The 21,638-nt window shown below is 72.8% G+C and carries 19 protein-coding genes; 4 read left to right on the top strand and 15 right to left on the bottom strand.

Annotation, left to right across the window (positions count from 1 at the left end; all coding sequences use genetic code 11):
- Positions 1-11: 11 nt before the first annotated feature.
- A complete protein-coding gene (locus tag ABFX54_RS20530) occupies positions 12-1,370 on the top strand; it encodes an ROK family transcriptional regulator (protein ID WP_346107037.1) in 1,359 nt (452 codons plus the stop codon).
- A 110-nt stretch (positions 1,371-1,480) separates the two neighbouring features.
- On the opposite strand, the gene ABFX54_RS20535 is transcribed toward ABFX54_RS20530, so the two are convergent.
- Complete coding sequence (locus ABFX54_RS20535) at positions 1,481-1,843, bottom strand: peptidase inhibitor family I36 protein (protein ID WP_346107038.1); 363 nt, start codon at positions 1,841-1,843, stop codon at positions 1,481-1,483.
- 296 nt (positions 1,844-2,139) lie between these two features.
- Here ABFX54_RS20535 and ABFX54_RS20540 point away from each other — a divergent pair, with 296 nt between their 5' ends.
- Positions 2,140-3,087, top strand: a complete 948-nt coding sequence (locus ABFX54_RS20540) for a phosphotransferase family protein (RefSeq protein WP_346107040.1) — start codon at positions 2,140-2,142, stop codon at positions 3,085-3,087.
- On the opposite strand, the gene ABFX54_RS20545 is transcribed toward ABFX54_RS20540, so the two are convergent.
- The 8 genes from ABFX54_RS20545 to ABFX54_RS20580 form a co-directional block, all read right to left on the bottom strand.
- Positions 3,088-3,936, bottom strand: coding sequence for a metallophosphoesterase family protein (locus ABFX54_RS20545; protein WP_346107041.1), 849 nt, complete (start codon positions 3,934-3,936; stop codon positions 3,088-3,090).
- A gap of 45 nt (positions 3,937-3,981) precedes the next feature.
- Positions 3,982-5,481 carry a PucR family transcriptional regulator gene (locus ABFX54_RS20550; protein WP_346107042.1) on the bottom strand — a complete coding sequence of 500 codons (1,500 nt, stop codon included), beginning with the start codon at positions 5,479-5,481 and terminating at the stop codon, positions 3,982-3,984.
- Positions 5,481-6,515, bottom strand: coding sequence for a DUF917 domain-containing protein (locus ABFX54_RS20555; RefSeq protein ID WP_346107044.1), 1,035 nt, complete (start codon positions 6,513-6,515; stop codon positions 5,481-5,483). Before ABFX54_RS20555 ends, ABFX54_RS20550 begins: the two co-directional genes overlap by 1 nt.
- Positions 6,503-7,450, bottom strand: a complete 948-nt coding sequence (locus ABFX54_RS20560) for a hypothetical protein (protein WP_346107046.1) — start codon at positions 7,448-7,450, stop codon at positions 6,503-6,505. The genes ABFX54_RS20555 and ABFX54_RS20560 overlap by 13 nt, the downstream gene beginning before the upstream one ends.
- On the bottom strand, positions 7,447-8,754 hold the full coding sequence (locus ABFX54_RS20565) for an MFS transporter (protein ID WP_346107048.1): 1,308 nt from the start codon (positions 8,752-8,754) through the stop codon (positions 7,447-7,449). The genes ABFX54_RS20560 and ABFX54_RS20565 overlap by 4 nt, the downstream gene beginning before the upstream one ends.
- A 394-nt stretch (positions 8,755-9,148) precedes the next feature.
- Positions 9,149-9,904: an ATP-binding cassette domain-containing protein gene (locus ABFX54_RS20570; RefSeq protein ID WP_346107050.1), complete on the bottom strand. Its 756-nt coding sequence runs from the start codon at positions 9,902-9,904 to the stop codon at positions 9,149-9,151.
- The gene (locus ABFX54_RS20575; RefSeq protein ID WP_428834541.1) at positions 9,901-10,926 is read right to left on the bottom strand and encodes an ABC transporter permease; all 1,026 of its coding nucleotides are present in this window, start codon (positions 10,924-10,926) and stop codon (positions 9,901-9,903) included. The genes ABFX54_RS20570 and ABFX54_RS20575 overlap by 4 nt, the downstream gene beginning before the upstream one ends.
- Positions 10,927-10,928: 2 nt before the next feature.
- The gene (locus tag ABFX54_RS20580) at positions 10,929-11,915 is read right to left on the bottom strand and encodes a sugar ABC transporter substrate-binding protein (protein ID WP_346107053.1); all 987 of its coding nucleotides are present in this window, start codon (positions 11,913-11,915) and stop codon (positions 10,929-10,931) included.
- A gap of 333 nt (positions 11,916-12,248) precedes the next feature.
- Between ABFX54_RS20580 and ABFX54_RS20585 the strand changes: the two genes are divergently transcribed.
- Both ABFX54_RS20585 and ABFX54_RS20590 read left to right on the top strand, forming a co-directional pair.
- The gene (locus ABFX54_RS20585; protein WP_346107055.1) at positions 12,249-13,211 is read left to right on the top strand and encodes a YihY/virulence factor BrkB family protein; all 963 of its coding nucleotides are present in this window, start codon (positions 12,249-12,251) and stop codon (positions 13,209-13,211) included.
- 239 nt (positions 13,212-13,450) lie between these two features.
- Positions 13,451-14,767 (top strand): hypothetical protein, encoded by a 1,317-nt coding sequence (locus tag ABFX54_RS20590; RefSeq protein WP_346107057.1) that lies wholly within the window; start codon positions 13,451-13,453, stop codon positions 14,765-14,767.
- Between the two features lie 16 nt (positions 14,768-14,783).
- On the opposite strand, the gene qcrB is transcribed toward ABFX54_RS20590, so the two are convergent.
- From qcrB to ABFX54_RS20620, 6 genes are all read right to left on the bottom strand, one after another.
- Entirely contained in the window at positions 14,784-16,415 is a 1,632-nt protein-coding gene (qcrB, locus tag ABFX54_RS20595; RefSeq protein ID WP_346107059.1) for a cytochrome bc1 complex cytochrome b subunit, read from the bottom strand.
- Between the two features lie 145 nt (positions 16,416-16,560).
- Positions 16,561-17,763, bottom strand: a complete 1,203-nt coding sequence (locus ABFX54_RS20600; RefSeq protein ID WP_346107060.1) for a ferritin-like domain-containing protein — start codon at positions 17,761-17,763, stop codon at positions 16,561-16,563.
- Positions 17,699-18,244, bottom strand: coding sequence for a DUF3040 domain-containing protein (locus ABFX54_RS20605; RefSeq protein ID WP_346107062.1), 546 nt, complete (start codon positions 18,242-18,244; stop codon positions 17,699-17,701). The genes ABFX54_RS20600 and ABFX54_RS20605 overlap by 65 nt, the downstream gene beginning before the upstream one ends.
- Before the next feature lie 242 nt (positions 18,245-18,486).
- The gene (locus ABFX54_RS20610) at positions 18,487-20,274 is read right to left on the bottom strand and encodes an FtsX-like permease family protein (protein WP_346107064.1); all 1,788 of its coding nucleotides are present in this window, start codon (positions 20,272-20,274) and stop codon (positions 18,487-18,489) included.
- Between the two features lie 5 nt (positions 20,275-20,279).
- Positions 20,280-21,023 (bottom strand): ABC transporter ATP-binding protein, encoded by a 744-nt coding sequence (locus ABFX54_RS20615; RefSeq protein WP_346107066.1) that lies wholly within the window; start codon positions 21,021-21,023, stop codon positions 20,280-20,282.
- Positions 21,020-21,592, bottom strand: coding sequence for a PadR family transcriptional regulator (locus tag ABFX54_RS20620; protein ID WP_346107067.1), 573 nt, complete (start codon positions 21,590-21,592; stop codon positions 21,020-21,022). The genes ABFX54_RS20615 and ABFX54_RS20620 overlap by 4 nt, the downstream gene beginning before the upstream one ends.
- Positions 21,593-21,638: the final 46 nt, after the last annotated feature.

Consider the following 21,638-nt stretch of genomic DNA (forward strand, 5'->3'; position numbering starts at 1 on the left):
ATGGTCGAGGGATGCGTATGCAGGAGGAGAGGCCGCCGGGGACTCCGGTGCTGCGGAGGATGAACCGGGCGGCGGTGCTCGACGCGGTCCGGAGGCAGGCGCCCGAGCCCGTACGGGTGGCCGAACTCGCCCGGCTGACCGAGCTCACCCGCCCCACGGTCGCCCAGGCCGTGGAGGACCTGCTGGCCGGCGGCTGGTTACGCCAGCACGCACCCCAGCCGGCCGCGGTGGGGCGGCCGGCGACCCGGTTCACGCTGAACGGCCGTGCGACGCCCGTCCTGGGCCTGGACGTCGGCCCCCACACCGTGGTCGCGGCCGTCGCCGACCTGGCCGCCGGGGGCCTCGCCGAGATCCGCAGGCCGGTCGGGCACGGCGACGCCCGGCACCTGCTCCAGGCGGTGGACGAGGCGGCGCAGGAGGCGCTGGCGATCGCCGGTCTGACCACCGACCAGGTCAAGGCCGTCACCGCGGCCACCCCGGGCATCGTCGAGGCGGGCACCGGGCGCGTCCTGTTCGCGCCTAGCGTGCCGGGCTGGTCGGAGATCGACCTCGCCGGCCGCCTGCGGGACCGGTTCCGGTGCGCGGTCACGGTGGAGAACGACGCCGACCTCGCCGCCCTGGCGGCCGCCCGCCGCCACACCGGCGCGGGCACGCTGCTCGCGGTGCAATGGGGCGAACGCCTCGGGGCCGGCGTCGTCATCGACGGCCGCCTGCACCGAGGCGCGGGCCAGGCCGGCGAAATCGGCTTCATCCGCCCTTCCGGCGCTTTGCCCGGCACACTCGGCCCGCCCCGCCTACCCGGGACACCCGGCTCAATCGATCCGCCCCGCCCGCCCGACGCGGCGAACTCGATCGGCTCGGCTCGCGATTCCGAGACGGTCGGTCGGTTCGGCTCCGATGGTCTGCTAGAGGGCCGGTCCGATGCCGGTGCCGCTACCGGCGGGGACGGCGATGGGCGGGGGCCGTTGGAGCGGGCGATCGGAGCTGAGGCGATCGTGGGGCTGGCGCGCCGGCACGCCGCCGCGCAGCCGGGGTCCGGCCTGGCCGCCCTCACGGACGCGGCCGCCGTCTTCACGGCCGCCGCCTCGGGTGACGCGCTCGCCGCCGAGGTCGTCGATCAGGTCGCCGCCGTCTTCGCCGAGGCGGTCGCGCCCGCCGTCCTGGTGCTGTCGCCGCACGCGATCGTGATCGGCGGCGGCATCGCCCGGGCCGGCACGGTCCTGCTGGAGGCGATCGTCCGGCACCTCGAAGGGCTGACGCTCACGGCACCGCGGGTGGAGCTGTCGGAGCTGGCCGAGGGCACGGTGCTCACCGGCGCGATCCAGATGGCGCTCGACGAGGTGTGGCGGCACGCCCTGGCCACCTGCTGACCCAGGCCCCGGCCGGTGCCGGGCGCGTGACGGGTGGCGCCGCCGGTGATGAGCGTGTCCGGGGTGGGGTGGGGGCGCGGCCGGGTGAGGGAGGCCCGGCCGCTGGTGGGTCAGCAGTAGCGGGCGGGTGCGATGCGGTCCATCACGCCGCCGAACCGGCCGCGATAGTTGGAGCTGTAGTCGCCGGCCGACGCCAGTCGTTTGGCCCGCCAGTTCCACTCGGTGTCGGCGGTGTCGACGAAGCAGGCTCCGCTCGTGGCCACGAACGACCCGACGTTGTCGGCGTGCGTGCCACCGATGAACCGGTTCCCGTTGGCCTCCCACCAGGTGTAGACGGCACCCGTGTAGTTGGCCCCTGTCCACAGGCACACATGCGCGTGGCAGGCCGGGGCGGCCGCCTGGGCGGGCGCGGCCGGGGCCGCCACGACGGCGGCGGCGAGGACCGGGGCGAGGAGCAGGCTCAGGGATTTCATGGGGGATTCCTTTCGCTGACTGCGTGGACATCCCGCACGCTATACGCAACGTGATCGAACGGACACGCTAGGTTAGCCATCTCTTACTTTAAGGCCTGAATCAGATCGGGCCCCGCGCGTTCTGTGCAGGTGAGGGGGCATCCAGCCCTGCCGCGCCACGAGAAGCCACGAGAAGGAGGCCGTATGCGATCGCCATCGCCCTCAGGCCAGCCGTCGCCGATCGCCGGACCGGCACCCCAGCGGGCGGCGGGGGAAAATACCTGGTCGTGCCGGCCCGCTGCTGGTTGGATGCGCGGATGGAGATCTCACGGCGGGCGACAACGGCCCATGATCCGTGGCCCGAACACTTCGCGGCCCGGGGCCACCCGGGTGCGCTCCGGGTCGGCGCCGGCGCCGAGGGCGTCGTCTACCGGCTCGGCCACGGCCGGGTCGCCAAGGTGTGGACCGGCCGGCCGCCGATCGAGCTCACCCGCCAGGTGTACGCGGACCTCGCGCGGCACCGGCTCCCGTTCGCCACCCCGGAGATCTTCGAGGTGCTGGAGCACGAGGGCGTTCTGGTGACGTACGAGCGCGAGCTGCCCGGCGTCCGGATGCGCGGCACCCATCCCCACGGGCAGTTCGGTCGCGAGCTGCCCGAACACCACGCGGACGCGCTGCTCACCGTGCTGCGCGGGCTCGCGTCGGTGCCGGGCACCGAGGCGATGCGCCTGCTGACCGTTCAGGGCGACGACCGGCCGCTGTGGCGGGGGCACGACCGCTTCCAGGACGCGCTCGCGGCCCTGATCGCAAGGGCGGTGGCCCGCAACGGCGCGGCGCTCGCCGCGCGGGTGCCGGACTTCGGCGCCGGGGTCGAGCGCACGCTGAACGCGCTGCGGTCGCTGCCCACCGGCCCGGTCACCGCGATCCACGGCGACCTCGTCCCGCCCAACATCCACGTCGACGCCGCCGGCCGGCCGGTCGCGGTGCTCGACTTCGGCTTCTGTACGACCGCGGGCGACCCGGCGTTCGAGGCGGCGGTCACGGCGGCGATCTGGGACATGTACGGCCCGTACGCCGAGGAGCACACCGCGCGGCTCACCCGGCTCTTCACCGACCGGCTCGGCCACTCTCGGCAGGCCCTTGCCGTCTACCAGGCCGTATATGCCCTGATCAGCTACGACCTGTTCGGCATGGGCGACGACGACGGCCACTTCCGCTGGTGCGCGGCGCTGCTGCGGCGCGGGCCCGTGTTCACCCCCTCTTGATCAAGAGCTCTCGGGCAGGACCTCGCGCAGCAGCCGGCGGACGCCGGGGCGCGGCTGCCACTCGCGCGGGTAGCCGAGCGAGACCTCCTCGAAGCGGACCCCGTCGTACCAGGTGACCCGCGGGATGTGCAGGTGGCCGTAGATCATGGCGGCGGTCGGGTAGCGGCGGTGCCAGTCTCTGGTGGCCGTGGTGCCGCACCACTGCGCGAACTCGGGGTAGCGCAGGACGTCGGTCGGCTCGCGGACGAGGGGGTAATGGTTGACGAACACCAGCGGCACGTCGTCGTCCAGGTCGGCCAGCCTCCGCTCGGTCAGCTCCACGCGGGCGCGGCACCAGGCGTCGCGAGTCGGGTACGGGTCGGGGTGCAGGACGTATTCGTCGGTGCAGACCACGCCGGTGCTGTGGGCGTAGGCCAGCGCGCTCTCCTTGGTGTCGTGGCCCTCCGGCAGGAACGTGTAGTCGTACAGGAGGAAGAGCGGCACGATCCGCACGGGACCGCCCGCTCCCTCCCACAGCGGATAGTCGTCCTCGGGGGTGATGACGCCCAGCTCGCGGCAGATGCCCACCAGATGCTCGTAACGAGCCACGCCGCGCAGCCCGTCGGGTTCGCCGGGTCTGGCCCACAGCTCGTGGTTGCCCGGCACCCACACGACGCGTTCGAACCGCTCGGCGAGCAGGCGCAGCGTCCACGTGATGTCGGTCAGCCGCTCGCCGATGTCGCCCGCCACCAGCAGCCAGTCGCCGGGGGCCAGGGGTTTCAGCCCTTCGACGATGGCTCTGTTCTCGGGATAGGCGACATGCAGGTCGCTGACCGCCAGCAGTTTGGCGTCCGTACGGGGAGCGGGCACCGGGTGTCTCCTCTTCCGGGGGTGGCCTCTACGAGCATGCCATGATCAGGTCAGCATCACATGGCAGGCGAGCTGGAGTGCCAGCCGGGTGGCGGCGTCGTCGAGGTCGAAGCCGGCGGCTCTGATGCGGTCGAGGCGGGTGGTGATCGTGTTGCGGTGCACGCCCAGCCGCTCGGCCGCCTTCAGGGCGCCGCCCTCGTCCAGGACGGCGGCCAGGGTCTCCAGCAGGGTGCCGTCCCTGTCGATCTCCAGCAGCGGGCGCAGCACGACGGCGGCCGGCGCCCGCAGCACGCCGGTGGGCAGGGCGCCGAGCAGTTCGGCCGGGCCCATCCGGTCGGCCCGCACCACCGTGCCCTCCCCTGCCACGTACGCCGCCGCCTCCGCGCCCAGCAGCGACTCCCCTACGGTTCGGAGGCCCTCGACCTGCGCGCCGACGCCGCCGGCGCACGGCCATGGGAGCGTACGCAGGCAGTGGTGGAGACGTTCCGCCAGCTCCTCCGGGCCGTCCGCGGACCATCCCGCCCAGCCCTCACCCCTGACCAGCACCGGCACCTGACCGAGCGCGGCCCCCACGAGCACCTGCACCAGCGGCGCGTCGGCCGCCGGTGTGAGCGGACGGAGCTGGTAGGCGGTGATCGGGCCGCCGATCGGCCAGCCGAGCGCGGCCGCCGCCACTCTCGCCTCATCAGTCCCGCCGGCCCCGGCCGCCTCACCGGCACCGCCGGCCTCGGCGGGCTCGCCGGGCTCGCCGGGCTCGCCTGGTCCGACGGCGATCAGGCGTTCGGCGAGGGCCGTCTGGAGGGCGAAGTCGCGGGTGGCGGCCAGGCTCTCCTGTGCCGCCCAGGCGGTCAGCGGCGCCACCGCCAGGCTCAATACCGTACGTACGACCGCCGGCCAGCCCGGCGACCGCGACGAGCCGCCGGCCACCAGGGTGCCCAGGATCCCGCCCTCCCGGCTGGGGACCGTCACCCCGGCCGACCAGCGTCCGGTGGCGGCGTCGCGGCGGCCGGCCAGGGGCCGGCCGTAGCGGTCGAGGAAGGCCACCGACGTGCCCGGCAGTTCGGCGTTCAGCACTCCGAGGACCCGCCGCGCCGACGCGCCCGCCTCGGCCAGGCGGGTGGCGCAGCGGGCGACGAGCTGGGTACGGGCCGCGTCGGGGCGGGAGGCGGCGGAGGCGACCCGGACGGCGACGATCAGCGGGTCCTCGTCCACGAAGATCAGCGTCACGCCGAGCCGCTCGGCCAGCACCTCGCCCGAGCCCTCGCTCAGCCCGCACGCCGGCGCGATCACGCACGCCGCCGCCTGCTCCCAGGCCCGGCGCATGGCCATCTCCACCGCCCAGCCGCCGCGGGCCGCCGTGCCGATCAGCACCACCGCCGTGTGCGGGGCGACCGTGGCGAACACCGCCAGCTCGTCCACGATCCGCACGCCGCGCACGGGGTTCTCGCCCGCGCCGTACATGCGCGCGCCGGCCAGCGGTCCCGCGTCGACCAGCTCGGCCACCGTGACCGGCGCCTCCCACCCGGACGCCCGCGCCGCGCTCATCACAGGGGGAGTCCGAAGGCGCGGGGGCCGCCCAGGGCCAGGCCCCGTTCCGTGTGCCATACAGGGGCCGCGCTGACCACCATGATGTCCACCTCCAGGCCCGGTTCGGCCTTGTCCACGTCCACGACCATGCCGTCGCCGGTCGAGATCATGCAGATCTGGTCCGGGACCGTCGCCACCACCGCCCCGTCGGCCAGGGCCAGGACGATCTCGTTGTGGGCTTCCAGCCGTACCAGCCGCTCCAGGTCCTCCGACTCGCGCAGCACGATGCTGGACGGCAACGACGGCAGCGCGAGCTCGGCGCCGTGGCCGGTGCTGCCCTCGACGCTCAGGATCCGGGCCCGGCACAGCGTGCGCACGCCGTACGGCGCCGCAGCCGAGCGGGGCACGCCCGGCTCGCCGGCGCGCATGAGAAGGCTCACCGTCTCCGGCACCAGCACGCGCGCCAGGTCGCCCGCCGTCATCGGATAGCACGCCGCCACCGCCCAGCCGCCGACCGACAGCACCACGGGACGCAGCAGCTCCTCCACCCGGCCGGCCGCCGTCTCCAGCAGCACCAGCTCCCCCGACCCGCCCGCCAATGCCAGCGGCGCCGGGCTGATCCCGCCCAGCGTGTACGTGGTCTGCTCCACCAGCGGGAACACCCGCCCGGTGCCGTCCCCGTCCACCAGCGGCACCCCCAGCGCCGCGGCTGCGATGAGCGGGAGCAGGGCGTTCTCCGCCGCCAGATTGAGCCCCACGACGGCCCCCGCCCGCTCGCCCAGCCGGCGCTCCAGGGCCCGCACGGCCCGCTCGGGCTCGTCGCCGGCGGGCAGCTGCTCGCCCAGCGCCGTCGTCGAACCGACCAGGCTGACCGCCACACAGAGCGTCACCGGCGCGAGCTCGCCCGCCCGCACCAGCTCGACGCCCCGCCCGAGCACCGAGCGGGCCCAGTCGAGCGCCAGGTTGTACGACGACTCCGCCGCCCCCGTGGCGAACACCCGCGACCCCGCCGAGAGCCGGTCGAGCCCGCCGGGGTCGATCAGCCGGCCCATGGCCGGCCGTCCGCCGTCACGCGCACCCGGTAGAGCCCGTCCGGCAGGTACGACAGCGGGTTCACCGTGGTCTCCGTGATCGTCGCCGCGCCCGGCTCCGCCCCGGCGCTGACCGCCCGGGTCAGGGCCTCGTCCCTGGCGTCCTGGAGCGCCCGGTCCAGCTCGGCCCGGCCACGTGCCTGCACGATCCGCTCGACGTAGGCCCGCGGCCGCCCGAGCGCCGCACCGTACGCGACCACCACCCCGTCCGGCGCCTCCTCGCCCCCTGAGCGCGACTGTTCAAATGCCGTGCGGCCGCGGGCCAGGCTCGCCGTCGCGCCCAGGTCGCAGGCCAGCGGATAGCGCCGGAAGTAGTGCGCCGACACCACCCCGCTGTCCGACCTGGCGAAGTACGCCGGCACCCCGGGCAGCTCCCCGGCCACCTCATCGGCGATTTGCCCCGCCGCCGGCCCGAGCGCCGCGTTGCGGATCGCCTCCGCCTCCCGCTCGCGCAGCCCCGGATGGCCGAACTCGTAGGACAACGTGATCCGCGCTCCCGGCACCTCGGCCGCGATGATCGCCGCCACCGCGAGCTCGTGATCGGTCAGCATCGGCGACCCCGTCGCCGTCACCGCGAAGTCCATCAGCCCGCACGTGCCCGCGAACCCGCGCACCGCCTCGGTGTCCAGCGGCGCCAGCGGCCGGCCCGTCACGCTGTGGCCGCCGCGCACGATGATCGCGGCCCCTGAGCCGGTGGCCGGGCGCAGCGCCTCGGGGCACGGCCCGCCGACCCGGACGGCCGCGACCGCCGCCAGGGGCGCCTCGGTCAGGTCCACCGCGACGAAGGCCCGTTCGGCCGTACGGGCCTGGCCGCGGGGCACCGGCCAGAAGGGCGTGCCGTCACTGACCGCCACCATCGGCGGCGGCGACTCCCCGAGGGCGACGCCGAGGATCACTCCAGCTCGCGCCCTTCCGTCTCCGGCAGCGGCACCGCCAGCAGCGCCGTGACGACCATGAACGCGTTGATGATCAGCATGGTAGCGGTGAAGCCCGTCGCGTTCGCGAGCAGCGCGCCCACCGCCGAAGGCGCGACTGTGGTGGCCACGAGCTGCGCGGCCGTGGCCCACGAGTAGCCGGTGCCGCGCAGCGCGGTGGGGTAGAACTCGCCGTTCCAGGTGTTCCAGACGCCCCACGCGCCCAGGCTGAAGAACGACAGGACGAAGTTGCCCAGGTACAGCCCCGTCATGGACTCGGCGGTGGCGAACCAGAGCCCGCCCAGCGCCGCCGCGACCACGTACACGACGAAGACCTTCTTGCGGCCGAACCGGCCGGTCAGGAGGGAGGCGCTGACGTATCCGGGGATCATCATCAGCGCGCTCAGCGCGGCGAAGCCGAGCGAGGCCGACAGCGTCAGCCCCTTCTCCTGCAGCAGCGTCGGCAGCCACGTCTGCAGGCCCCAGTAGCCCCAGTTGAAGACGAAGTTCAGCGCCAGCATGACGACGGTGATCCGGGCCAGCCCGCCCTTGAACAGGTCCAGCGGCCGGCCCGCGCGACCGCGCGCGACCGTGAACGTGGCCTCGGCGTCCGGGCTGCCCAGCGTGCGCAGCACGGCTCGCGCCTCCTCCTGCCGCCCCTGCTCGGCCAGCCAGTACGGCGACTCCGGCACCCACGCCCTGATCGCGAACGCCCACAGCCCCGCCGCCGCGCTGGCGACCACCACCACGTGCCAGCCCAGGTCGCCCAGCGTCACCGAGGCCCCGATCGCGGCCAGCATGCCGATCGGCCAGCCGATCGACAGGTAGACGGCGGCCCGCCCCCGGTGCCGGGTCGGCAGCAGTTCGAGGAAGAAGGGGAAAGTGATCGTGTAGACGCCGGCCAGCGCCAGCCCCGAAGCCACCCGCAGCCCCACCAGCACCGCCGCGTTCGGTGCGAACGCGGAGGCCAGCGCGACGATCCCGTACGCCAGCAGCGACCAGAACGCCGTGGGCCTGCGCCCGAGCCGGTCGGCCACCGGCCCCCACACCAGCACGCCCGGGATCATGCCGAACGCGACCGCCGACAGCACCACGCCGACGCCCGCCTCGTCGATGCCCAGCTCGGCGCCGAGGTCGCCGGAGACGTAGACGAGGGCGAGCTGCTCCCACGACTCGATGACGAACGCGATGAACAGCGCGAGCGCGATGAGCACGTGCCGGCGGGTGAACGGCATGCGGTCGAACGCCTGGCCGATGGGCATCGTGCCGGAGTCGATGGCGGTCATGGCTGCTCCTCGGAGGGGGGCGGAATCTGGGCCGCACCCTACGGCGGGCCCGCGGCGGCGCACCTGTGCGGAGCGCCCGGCCCGGCCTCCCGCCCTGTGCGGCCCGCCCTGCTCGCCCGCGCGGCCGCCCGTCCCCGCACGGCGGTCAGGCCCCACCAAGGCCCACCAAGGCCCGCAAAGGTCCCGCGAGGCCGCCCCGACCGGCCCGGGTCCGCCCCGGGCCGGTGCTGGGCGCGAGGTAATAACGGTCCCAGGGGGGCGAGCCGTCTCGCCGCCCGCCCGGCCACGGTGGTCATGGCGATCCCCCGATCGACTCGGCGCACACCTGCCTGAGGTGTTCCTGCCTTGGCGGTCGTCCAGAGGATCGCCCGAACACATCAAATGTCGGCCAATTTCACTCGTGTTCGAGCTCGTGGGCCAGTTCCTCCAGCTCCGCCCCGCCCGCCATGAGCGCGGTCAGCTCCTGCGTGGTGATGTCGGCCTTGGCGTACTCGCCCACGCTCGTGCCCCGGTTGAGCAGCAGGAACCGGTCACCCACCGGGTAGGCGTGGTGGGGGTTGTGGGTGATGAAGACCACGCCGAGCCCCCGGTCGCGGGCGCGGGCGATGTAGCGCAGGACCACGCCCGCCTGTTTGACGCCGAGCGCCGACGTGGGCTCGTCGAGGATGAGGACGCGGGCGCCGAAGTGCACGGCCCTGGCGATGGCCACCGACTGGCGCTCGCCGCCCGACAGCGTGCCGACCGGCTGGTCCACGTCGCGGATGTCGATACCCATGGCGCGCAGCTCCTCCCTGGCCACCCGCCTGGCCCTGGCCACGTCGAAGGCCAGGCCCTTGCGCGGCTCGGAGCCGAGGAAGAAGTTACGCCAGACGGACATGAGCGGGATCATCGCCAGGTCCTGGTAGACGGTGGCGATGCCGCGGTCGAGCGCGTCCCGGGGGCTCGACAGGCGCACCTCCCGCCCGTCCACCAGGTAGCTGCCGGCGTCGTGCTGGTGCACCCCCGACAGGATCTTGATGAGCGTGGACTTGCCCGCGCCGTTGTCGCCGAGCACGCAGGTGACCTGCCCGGCCGCGACGCTCATCGACACGTCCCGTAGCGCCAGCACCGAGCCGAACGTCTTGCCGATGCCCCTGGTCTCCAGGATCAATGCTTCACCTCCTCGGCGTACCGCCTGACCAGGCGGTTGGCCAGCGTCGCCAGCAGCAGCATCGCGCCGAGGAAGAACTTGAACCAGTCGGCGTCCCAGCCCAGGAAGACGATGCCCTTGTCGGCCATGCCGAAGATGACCGCGCCGATGGCGGCCCCGATGGCGGAGCCGTACCCGCCGGTGAGCAGGCAGCCGCCGATCACGGCGGCGATGATGTAGATGAACTCCTGCCCGATGCCGATGTTGGCCTGCACGGACGTGTACCGCAGCGCCAGGATCGAGCCGACCAGCCAGGCGGCGAACGCCGTGGTCATGAACAGGGCGATCTTCGTACGGGCCGCGGGCACGCCCACCGCCCGCGCGGCCTGCTCGTTGCCGCCCACCGCGAAGATCCAGTTGCCCGCCCGCGACCGCATGAGCACCCACGTGGCCACGGCCGTGACCAGGATCCACCACAGGATCGCGATCCGGAACGAGGTACCGCCGATCTCGATCGTTCCGGCCAGCACGGCGCTCGCGCCCTCGAACCCCTCGGCCCGGCGCAGCCCGCTGACCTGCACGGTCCCGGTGATGGCCTTGGTGACGCCGAGATTGACGCCCTGCAGCATGAGGAACGTGCCCAGCGTCACGATGAAGCTGGGCAGCCGCGTCCTGGTCACGATCAGCCCGTTGGCGAGCCCGACGGCCAGTGCGACCACGAGCCCGACGAGCATGGCCGGCCAGACGTTGAACCCGAACCGGGTGGCCAGCGTCACCAGGATCAGCCCGCTGGTCCCGGTGAGCACGCCCGCCGACAGGTCGAACTCGCCGCCGATCATCAGCAGCGCCACCGCGACCGCCATGATGCCGAGCGTGGCGGCCGGATCGAGCCAGTTGGCGATGCCGGCCGGCGAGCGGAAGACCGGCGACTGCGCGGCGAAGAAGACGAACACCACCACGAGCCCGACGACCGCGCCGAGCTCCGGCCTGATGAGCAGGCGCCGGGCCATCCCGACGTCGGCGACCCGCTCATCCGCCGTCATCGTCATCGTGTGCCCGCCTCGGCCAGCTTGGCCACCTGCGCGGCGTTGTCCTTGGTGACGAAGCCGGGCCCGGTGTTGACGGGCAGGCCGCCGCCGACGGTGTTGAGGTTGGCCTTGTAGAGGTTGAGGAAGGTGATCGGCAGATAGCCCTGGAGGTACTGCTGCTGGTCCACGGCGAAGAGGATCTCCCCGTCGTTGATCGCGGTGACCACGTCGGCCGACAGGTCGAACGTGGCCAGCTTCGCCTGCGAGCCGGCGTCCTTGATCGCGTCCCTGGCGGCCACCGCGACGGCCGGGTTGAGCGCCAGCACGCCGTTGACCGCCTGGTCGGACTGGAGTTTGGCGGTGACCTTCGAGGTGACGTCGGCCAGGTTGCTCACGTCCACCTGCAGCCGCTCGACCGTGCCGCCCAGGGTCTCCTCGGCGCCCTTGCACCGCTGGTCGAGCCCGACGTTGCCGGCCTCGTGGATGACGCACAGCAGTTTGGTGACGCCGGCCGTCTTGAGCTGCTCGCCGGCGCCGCGCCCGGCCACGTCCTCCGACTGGCCGACATGGGTGATCGCGCCCAGCGCCTTGGAGGAGTCGGCGCCCGAGTTGATGGTGACGACCGGGATCTTGGCGGCGACGGCCTTTCCGATGGCCTCCTTCAGCGCGTCGGGGTTGGCCAGGGAGACCACGATGCCGTCCACCTTCTCGGAGACGGCCTGGTCGATGAGCTGGGACTGCTTGGCCGGGTCGCCGTCGCCCTGGTAGGTCACGGTCACGCCGTACTGTTTGCCGGCCGCCTCCGCGCCGTTCTTGACCACGTCCCAGAAGGAGTCGCCGGGGGCTCCGTGGGTGATGACGGCGAAGTCGCCGCCGCCTCCCGCGGCGGGGGCGGCGGCGGAGGTCGCGGGAGGGGCGCTCTGCCCGCTCTGACCTCCCGAGGATGAGCAGCCGGTCACGGCCAGCGCGCCCAGCAGGGCCAGCACGATCGGGGTACGTCTCACAGGACACCTCCAAGACCAACGAGCTAGCCCTGGTTGTACCTCAATGTCATCTCTTTGTATAGACATGCTGACCTATGCCCGTCACGACCATCGATGGGCCTCGGTGAACGCGCCGTGTGTGCTTACCTATCCGCGCCTGCCGCCCTTATACCCCCGGCAGCCCCTTCTGCCACAGCGCTGCCACAGCGCGGTTATGGCGGTGAAAGCGACGGCTGAGGGGTAATATGCACTCCCCCGACCAGCTTTCTCACGACCGGCGCGGTGAGCCATTTTCGCTGACACGACCACGGCGGGCGGCCACGCCCTCGTCCCGCCGGCGTACCGGCGCCGGCCATGAACGCCGCCCGGCGCTGTGCCGGCCGGATGGCGGCGGGCTGGAGACGAGCGAGGAGCCGGCACGGCTGGCTGGACCACACGGTGCGGGCGGTGATCCGCTACGACAGGACCGACGCCGGACGGCTGTCGGCCGCCCTCACCTATTACTCCTTCTTCGCCACGTTCGCCCTGGCGCTGCTGGGCTTCGCCATCCTCAGCCACTTCCTGGACTATCCCCCGGCGCTGGCCCAGGTGCAGCGCTACCTGAGCGACACCTTCCCGCGCCTCGACGTGCAGGCGCTGCGCGACGCCGGCGGGACGGCCGGGCTGGTGGCCTGCGTGGTGCTGCCGCTGACGGGGCTGTTCTGGATGGACACGCTGCGCTCGGCGACCAGGGCCATCTGGCGGCTGGAGGAGTACCCGGGCAGGTTCCTCCTGCGCCAGGTCATCGACCTGGGCGTGGTGGCGGGGCTCGGGGTGCTGCTGTCCCTGTCGCTCACCATCGCCTTCGCCGCGGAATGGGTGCTGACCTGGCTCGCCGTCAACACCGTCGGCGTGGAGGCCACGCCCGCCCGCGGGGTGCTGTCGGTGGCGGGGTTCGTGCTCGGCGTCGGCGTCAACATGCTGCTGGCCATGGCGCTGCTGACCGCGGCCCCGCGACTGCACCTGCCGCTGCGCCGGGTGATCGGGCCGGCGCTCGTCATCACGATCGGCCTGGAGATCCTCAAGACCGTCGGCCAGGCCCTGCTCAACATCACCGCCTCCAACCCGGCCTACCAGGTCGTCGCCGGAGCGGCGGCGATGCTGCTCTTCCTCAAGGTGCTCAGCCAGCTCATCCTGTTCGCCACCGCGCTGGCGGCCACCAGCGGCACCGGCGACGTCAGGGACCTGGCCGACCGGCGCGACCCCGGCCCTCCCCCGGGCGGCCGGGAGCGGCCGGGGCCGGACATCGGCGGTGACGTGTCCACGGGAGCGGCGTAACGTGAGGTGGTGGCAGACGATCTAGAGGTCCAGCGGGCCCTCACAGACCTCAACCTGGCGATCAAGGTTCTGCAGCACTCTCCGGCGGACCTGAGGACGAAACGGCGTGCCGTCAAACGGGTGATGTGGGCGGCGTGGCGGGTGCAGCGCAGGTTGAAGCGGATCCGGCGGCGGCGCGACGAACGGGCACCGGAGCCTGCCGTGTAGCGGCCCCCTGGCGAGCAGAAGGGTGACGGACGATGCGTTCCCCCCTCGCGGTCGTACTGGCCGCCGCGATGTGCGTGTTCCTGCCCCCGCCGGCCGCGTCGGCCACCCCCGGCGACCGGCCCTTACCGGGGTACACCATCGACAACCCGCCGCTGGCCCCGGCCCTCGTGCACGGCCGGCGCAGCCGGGTGCACCAGGGTGTGCACGAGCACGCCGCCTTCACCGCCGAGGTGCCGCCGCGCTGGAACGGCGACCTGGTGATGTGGGCGCACGGCTACCGCGGCGACACGCGGGTGCTCACCGTGGACGAGCCGGCGTACGGGCTGCGGCAGCGGCTGCTCGACCAGGGTTACGCCTGGGCCGCCTCCTCCTACTACGCCAACGGCTACGACGTGCGCGCGGGCGTGCTCAGCACCCGTGCGCTCACCGAGCGCTTCGCGCGGACGGTGGGCCGGCCGCGCCGGACGTACATCATGGGCGTGTCCATGGGCGGGCACGTCACCGCCCGCTCCATCGAGGAGTACCCCGGCCGGTACGCCGCCGCGCTGCCCATGTGCGGGGTGCTCGGCGACCACGAGCTGTTCGACTTCTTCCTCGACTTCCACCTCGTCGCGCAGGACCTGGCCGACGTGCCCGCCCATCCGATCCCGGACGACTACGCGACCTCGGTCGTGCCCCGGATCAAGGAGCGGCTGGGGCTCACCGGAGGGGCCGATCCGGCCGGTGAGCCCGGCAGGCAGTTCCGCTCGATCGTGGTCGAGCTGGGCGGCGGGGAGCGTCCCGGGGCCGCGGCGGCGTTCGCGTACTGGCAGGACTTCCTGTTCGGGCTGGCCGGGCCCGACGGGGGCGGACCGCTGGCGGAGGAGCCGGGCAGGGTGGCGACCAACCGCGGCACCGTCTACCGGCCCGCCACGCCCGTGGACGTCAACGCGACCGTCCAGCGGGTGGATCCGGCGGACCCGGCGGCGCGGCACACGCGGCGGCTGACCGCGGTGCCCTCCGTCTCGGGCCGGATCGACGTGCCCGTGCTGTCGCTGCACGGTCTGGGCGACAACTTCGTGCCGTTCTCGATGGAGCGGTACTACCGGGCCGACGTGGCCGCGCACGGCCGGTCCCGGCTGCTGGTGCAACGGGCGATCCGCGCGGCGGGGCACTGCGAGTTCAGCCCCGCCGAGGCCGGCGCGGCCTGGGACGATCTCGTCCGCTGGCAGCGCACCGGTCTGCGGCCCGCGGGCGACGGCGTGACCAACCCGGCCACGCTGGCCGACCCCGCCTACGGCTGCCGCTTCACCGACGCCTCGGCTCATTCCACCGGCACCAGGCCGCTTTATCCTCCCTGCCCGGCGTGATGGCGCGGCGCCGGTGTCAGTCGTGTGACGTCTTGGCGGGCGGGCCGGACCTGGCGTGCTCGCCGTCGTGCTGCCCGTCCAGCGGGATCTTCTCGCCGCCGTAGGCGCGGCTCATCTTGAGCCGGAGCCGGCCGAGCGGGCCCCTGGCGGCCTCCGGCAGCACGCCGGCGCCGTCCTCGGTGCTGCCGGGGAGCATCGAGACCGGCTTCTTGCCCTCCATCAGGGCCTCGATGTCCTCCGCGGGCGTCGCGTGGATCTCGACGAACTCGCCGTGCGGCAGGCGCTTGATGACGCCCGACTCGACGCCGTGGCCGATCGTGGCGGCGTCGGAACGCTGCAGGCCCAGGCACATCCGGTAGGTGATCAGGTAGGCGAGGGCCGGGCCGACGAAGATCAGCACCCGCCCGATGTACGTCGTCCAGTTGAGACTGATGTGGAAGTTGGACGCGATCACGTCGTTGGCGCCCATCAGCCAGAGCAGGCCGTAGAAGGTGATGGCGGTGACGCCGATCGCGGTGCGGTGCGGGTTGTTGCGCGGCCGGTCGACGATGTGGTGCTCGCGCCGGTCGCCGGTGACCCACTGTTCCAGGAACGGGAAGAGCACCAGCCCGGTGATGATCAGCCCCAGCGGCAGCAGTGCCGGGATGAGCACGCTCAGCGGCACCGTGCCGGCGTGGGCGGTGCCGAAGAGGTTGATCTCCCAGGACGGCATGAGCCGCAACGAGCCTTCCAGGAAGCCCATGTACCAGTCAGGCTGGGAGCCGGCCGAGATGTCGGCCGGCGTGTAGGGGCCGAACAGCCAGATCGGGTTGATCTGGGTGAAGGTCGCGAGCCCGGCCGTGACGGCGGTCGTGAACAGCAGGTACGCCCCCGACTTGGCCATGAACGCCGGCAGCAGCGGGGCGCCCACCACGTTCTTCTCCGTGCGCCCCTTGCCCGGCATCTGCGTGTGCTTCTGCACCCACATCAGCACGAGGTGAGCGGTGATCAGCGCCAGCAGGATCCCCGGGATCAGCAGGATGTGCAGCGCGAAGAAGCGCGGGATGACGTCCTCGCCGGGATACTCGCCGCCGAAGAGGAAGAACGACAGGTACGTGCCGATCAGCGGGATCGACAGCAGCACGCCCTGGGTGATGCGCAGGCCCGCTCCCGACAGCAGGTCGTCGGGCAGCGAGTAGCCGGTGAGCCCCTCGAACAGCGACAGCGCGAACAACGCGATGCCGATCAGCCAGTTGATCTCGCGCGGCTTGCGGTAGGCGCCGGTGAAGAAGATCCGCAGCATGTGCACGACCAGGCCGGCGGTGAACAGCAGCGCGGCCCAGTGGTGGATCTGCCGGATCAGCAGGCCGCCGCGCACGTCGAAGCTGATCCGCAGCGCCGAGGCGTACGCGTCGGACATCTCCACGCCCTGGAGCGGCGCGTACGAGCCGTCGTAGACCACGTGCCCCATGCCGGGCTCGAACCAGAAGGTGAGGAACGTCCCGGTCAGCAGCAGGATGATGAACGAGTAGAGCGCGATCTCGCCCAGCAGGAACGTCCAGTGGTCCGGGAAGATCTTGCGCAGGTTGCGCTTGAAGAACCCGGCCACCCCCAGGCGGTCGTCAAGATACCTGCTCGGCCCGCTGATGAATTTCGGCGGTGTGCTCATGCGTGGCCTTCCGCGGGACGGCCTCGCGGATCGGACAACCCCCCTTGTCCGATCCGCGAACCGGCGTTTCCCGTACGTGCTGTGAGTTCGATGATCACCGGGACGGCCGTCTCCCCGGCGGGGAGGCGGGTCGGGGCCGGGTGGGTCAGCGGTTGGCGGCCAGGCTGTGGACCGGGTGCTCGCCCTCGGTCTGCAGCCGGTACTCGTGGCCGGAGACGGCCCGGTTGTCGTCGATGACCCGCTCCGAGGGAGCAGCTTCTCCGCCCATGAGGGCTTCCTGCATCTTCTCGAAGCGTTCGTGGGCCTCCTGCACGTACCCGGTGCCCAGCGTGGTGAGGTCGATCTGGGTGGCCAGCAGCTCACGCAGGTAGGCCTTGTTCGGCTCGAACGTCACCGGCGCCGGCAGCTCGGGCGCGCACACCTGCTCAGGGTCACGGCCGTCGAGCCGCTTGAACAGTTCGGCGGCCAGGCGCAGGTGTTCCAGCTCCATGTTCAGGTGCAGCTCCCAGATCGCCTTCACCTTCGGATCCGACTCGGTCTCCATGAACGAGTGGTACAGGTAGCACTCGTTGTACTCGTGGTTGAGCAGCATCTCCCACCAGCTCTCGCCCGGGTCGACCAGCGACTCGTAGTGGGTGACGTGCTCCTCCTCGATCATCCCGATCTCCTGGTAGAGCTGCCGGGCGATCGGCTCCATGGCGGTCGGGCCGACGTTCATGTAGAAGTTCATCGTCTGCTGCTCGGCCGACATGATCGTCAAAGCGTGCAGTTTGGAGATCGGCGCCGCGCTGGAGCGGTCGTAGGGCTCGCGCACGTTGTCGACGGGGTCGCGATGATGCAGGTACGTCGGCCGGCCCGGCATCACCTCGGTCACCCCGTCGACGATCTTCTCCGCCTTGCGGTGCTCGATCATCTCGTACAGGTTGGCGTAGCGGTAGAGGTGGTCGAAGTCCTCCAGCACACCGAACTGGTAGGCCTGCTTGAGATAGGAGTCCGGCTCCATCCGCGCCACCCACGCGGTCAGGTCGACCGCCACCTGCTCGTAGGCGATCGTGGTCTCCAGCACCGAGGACACTCCTGGCAGCAGCCAGTTGACCACCTTCTGCTGCTGCGCCTCGATGTAACGCACCCGGGCCAGTTGCTGCTTGATCTCCGGGTCCGGGCAGTGGCGGGCCAGGTGGTGGCTGAACATGATCGCCTCCACCTCGATCCCGTTCATCGTGATGATCCGGCACCTGGTGTACGGATCGGCGTGGTCGGGATCGATCGGGACGACGTTCAGCTCACGCCAGTTGCGCAGTTGCTTGTCCAGCGGGATGCCACGCTCCCGCAACGGGTTGAAGGTCATGTCCATGCGCTCCTTCGCGCTCGTCCGGCAAGCCGCGGTCCGCCCGCCTACCCGAGGCTTCCCGGAGCAACCTCTGCCCGCCCTCGGCGAAAGCTCCGCATTCGGTAAGGATCGCGGCATGCGCCGGTCTCCGCCCGGCGCCGCTCGTGGTCCAGGCGGGGCCCGAGCGGGTGCGGAAGACGGGCCTGAGCGCGGGCACCGGCGCCCGGGCGTGGCTCGGCGCGGGCACGGACGGCGGCGCGGGAGCGCGGACGCCGCCGGCGGACAGGACCAGCAGGACCGCGAGCGCGGCCAGGCCGAGGGCCACCAGCAGCACGCACCAGAGCTCCCGCCAGGTGGTGTGGGCGGCGTAGCGCTGCGCCCCCGCCCTGCGGCAGGCGGCGTTGAGCGACTCGACGCGGCGGACGAAGGCGCGGTCCCCGCGGCGGAGTTCCTGTTCGATCTCGCCCAGGATCCGGCGTTCCCGGTCCGACAGGTCCATCGCCGGGCACCGCGTCAGCCGGACGAGGGCGACGGCGGCCGGCCGCCGGGCTTGGTCGTCGTCATATCAGGCTCCGTCCCATCAGGCCCAGTAACGTCAGATGCAGTCGTAGTCGGTCACCGGCGCCGAGCGGGGGTGAGGGCACGGATCATCGTCGATCGGTACGCGTTCTCCTCACCGGAATGTTGTGCTGCATACCCAGCGATTCCCGGTTCATCCCCCGGTGATCGGGAATCGGGTGATCAGCCGGTTCCCGCGCTGAGCGCCCGCGCCACGGGGCGGCGGGCCGCCAGGCGGGCGGGCAGGGCGGTGAGCGCGGCCGTCGCCAGGATGATCGCGAGCACGCCCACGAGCAGCCAGGACGAGGGCGCCTCCACCGCGTTCCTGGCGGCGAAGAGCGAGAGCAGGCCGCGGCCCAGAGGGACGCCGACGACGACACCGGGCAGGGTGGGCAGGAGCTGGGCGGCCGACAGCCCCGCGGAGATCTGGCCGGGGGTGGCGCCGAGCGTGCGCGCGACGGCCATGTTCGCCTCGGCCTCCATGGCCGTGGTCCAGGTGAACGTGATGGTGTTCACCACGGCGAGCGTGATGAGCAGGGCGGCGACGGCGAGCATCAGCCGGCGGTCGTGCTCGCCGCGCAGGTTGGGCAGGACGGAGGAGCCGCCCAGGCCGTAACCCCGCTCCGTCTGGGCGTACAGGGTCAGCAGGGCCACGATCGCGATCATCGTGACGGCGGTGGAGCACGCCTGCAGCACGGCGCGGCCCGGCCGGCGGGCGGTCAGCCGCAGCCCGAGCAGGAGCGGCGTCGGCAGCAGCGCGGACAGCGCGGTGAGCCGGGGACGGTGGCGGGGCGGGCGGGCGGTGGCGGTCAGCGCCGTGACGGTCGCCGTGCGCATGGCCCGCAAGGTCGGACGCAACGTGGACAGCACCGCCACCGCCACGGCGAGCAGGGTCGCGGCGACTTCGGCGGTACGGCCGTGGCCGGCCGCGTCGCCGATCCGGCTGTCGGTGGGGCTGGCGATGGCGGGCACGCTCAGCCGGGCGATCAGCAGCCCCAGCGCGTCGCCGGCCAGCGCCAGCGCCAGGTATTCGGTGAGCAGCACGGTGGCGATCAGGCCGGGGCCGGCACCGACGGCCTTGAGCAGCCCGGCTCTGCGGGTCTGCACGGCGGCACGCCCGGCGGCCAGCGCCGCCACCCCCGTGATCGCCAGGAAGCCGATCAGCCAGCTTCCGACGACCAGGATCGGCTGGCTGCTCCTGAGCAGGGTCAGGTCCTGCTTGGCTGTGAACTGCCAGGAGCGGAAGGCCAGCCGCAGACCGGCGTCGCGGTGGGCCTCGCGGAAGATCTCGGCGTGGGCGGGGTCGCGCAGCGCGAGGTCGAGGGCGAGGGTCACCGGCAGGTCATGGGAGGCCGCGAGTTTCTTGGCGTCCGATGTGGTCATCCAGGCCAGGCCGCTGTAGTCGCTGCCCGCGCCGCCGGGGCCGATCTGGGCCGCCCCCGGGTAGACGGAGGTGGCCGCGGTGACGGCGATCCCGACGACGGGGTACGACCGGCCGGCGATGGTGACGCGGTCGCCGACGCCCACGCCGAGCGCGGTGGCGAAGCCGCGTTCGAGTACGGTGCCGCCGGGGCGTACCCAGTGGCCCGAGGTCGTCAGCGGGCGGTTGACCGCGCCCGGCCGCTCCGCGAAGCCGTGCACCACCACGTTGGAGATCCGGCCGCGGACGGCGAGGTCGGCGTAGACGATGCGGTAGGGGCCGTGGTGGGCGGTGACCTCCGGGGCCCGCGCCAGCGAGGACAGGGCCGAGGTCACGGCGCGCCCGGACTGGCCGGAGAGCACCACCACGTCCGGTCCCGCGGTGGCCGCGCGGGTCTGCTCGTACAGCGCGTCGCTCACGCCGTTCAGTGACAGGCCCAGGGCCATCGTGGCGGTGGCCACGGTCACCGCGAGCAGCAGCATCGCCGCCTGGAGCCGGTGCCGGCGCACGTCGGCCAGCACCAGGCGCGGGACGAGCACGAGGGAGCCCATGGCGTTCAGTCCCCCAGCCCGATCAGCCCGCCGAGCCCGCGCGGGCGAGCGGCGGCCATCCGCAGGTCGTCGACGAACATGCCGTCCCGCATCGAGATCAGCCGGTCCGCCGTGGCCGCCACCCGCTCGTCGTGGGTGACGATCACGAACGTCTGCCCGGCGGAACGCAGCTCCCCGAAGATGCGCAGCACGTCGTGGGTGGCCGCGGTGTCGAGGTTGCCGGTGGGCTCGTCGGCCAGGACGACCAGGGGGTCGTTGACCAGGGCGCGGGCCACGGCGACCCGCTGGCGCTGCCCGCCCGACAGCTGGGCGGGCAGGTGCCGGGCGCGCGCGGCGAGCCCGACCTGTTCCAGCAGCCGGCCGGCCCGCCGCCTGGCCTGGCGGCGTGAGCGGCCGGACAGCAGCGCGGGCAGCTCGACGTTGTCGCCGACGGTCAGCTCCTCCATCAGGTGGAAGGCCTGGAAGACGAATCCCACCGAACGGCGGCGCAGGCGGGCCAGGGCTCGCTCGCTCAGCGTGTCGACGCGCTGCCCGGCCAGCCACACCTCTCCGCCGGACGGCCGCTCCAGGCCGCCCAGCAGGTGCAGCAGCGTGGACTTGCCGCAGCCACTGGGGCCCATGATCGCCAGCGTCTGCCCCTGGGGCACCTCCAGGTCGATCTCGTCCACGGCGCGGACCCCGCTCTTGCCCTGGCCGTGCAGTTTCACCAGGCCGCGGGTCACGATCGCGGCGGCATTCGGCCCGTTCATCCGTCCTCGGCTTCGTCATCGGCCCTGGACCAGGCTCGTTCGCAGGCGTCCAGCCAGCGCAGGTCGGCCCGCAGCCGGAGCATGACCCCTTCCAGCAGCAGGCCCGCGCCCGGCCCCGCCATCCCCCCAGGCTCTGTTCGCGCCGGCCCTGAGTACGCCGCTTCTGCCAGCGCCGCCTGCTGGGCCTCGCGCAGGCGGCGCAGCAGTTCGCGGCGCTGGGCCGCCACCAGCTCCACCGGGTCGGCGAGCCGGGCCGCCGCGGCGGCGGCGAGCTTGAGATGGAACTCCGCCAGGTCGGGTTTCGGCCAGCCCACCTCGGCCAGCCAGTCGGCCACCCGCTGCTGCCCGGCCGGCGTCAGCGCGTGGACCTTGCGCTCGGGCCGCTCGGGCAGGCCGTCCTCGCGCTCGGAGGTCACCAGGCCCGCTCGCTCCAGCCGGGCCAGCGTGACGTAGATCTGCCCCCGGTTCATCGACTCGCCCAGCGGGCCGAGGCTGCGCCGCAGCCGCGCGTGCAGCTGGTAGCCGTGCGACGGCTCCTTGGCGAGCATCGCCAGCACCGCGTCCTGCATGACACCCCCTAACGGTTGGCCAATAGATAGCGGTTACCCATAGCAG

Source organism: Nonomuraea maheshkhaliensis (assembly GCF_039529435.1).
GTDB lineage: Bacteria > Actinomycetota > Actinomycetes > Streptosporangiales > Streptosporangiaceae > Nonomuraea > Nonomuraea maheshkhaliensis.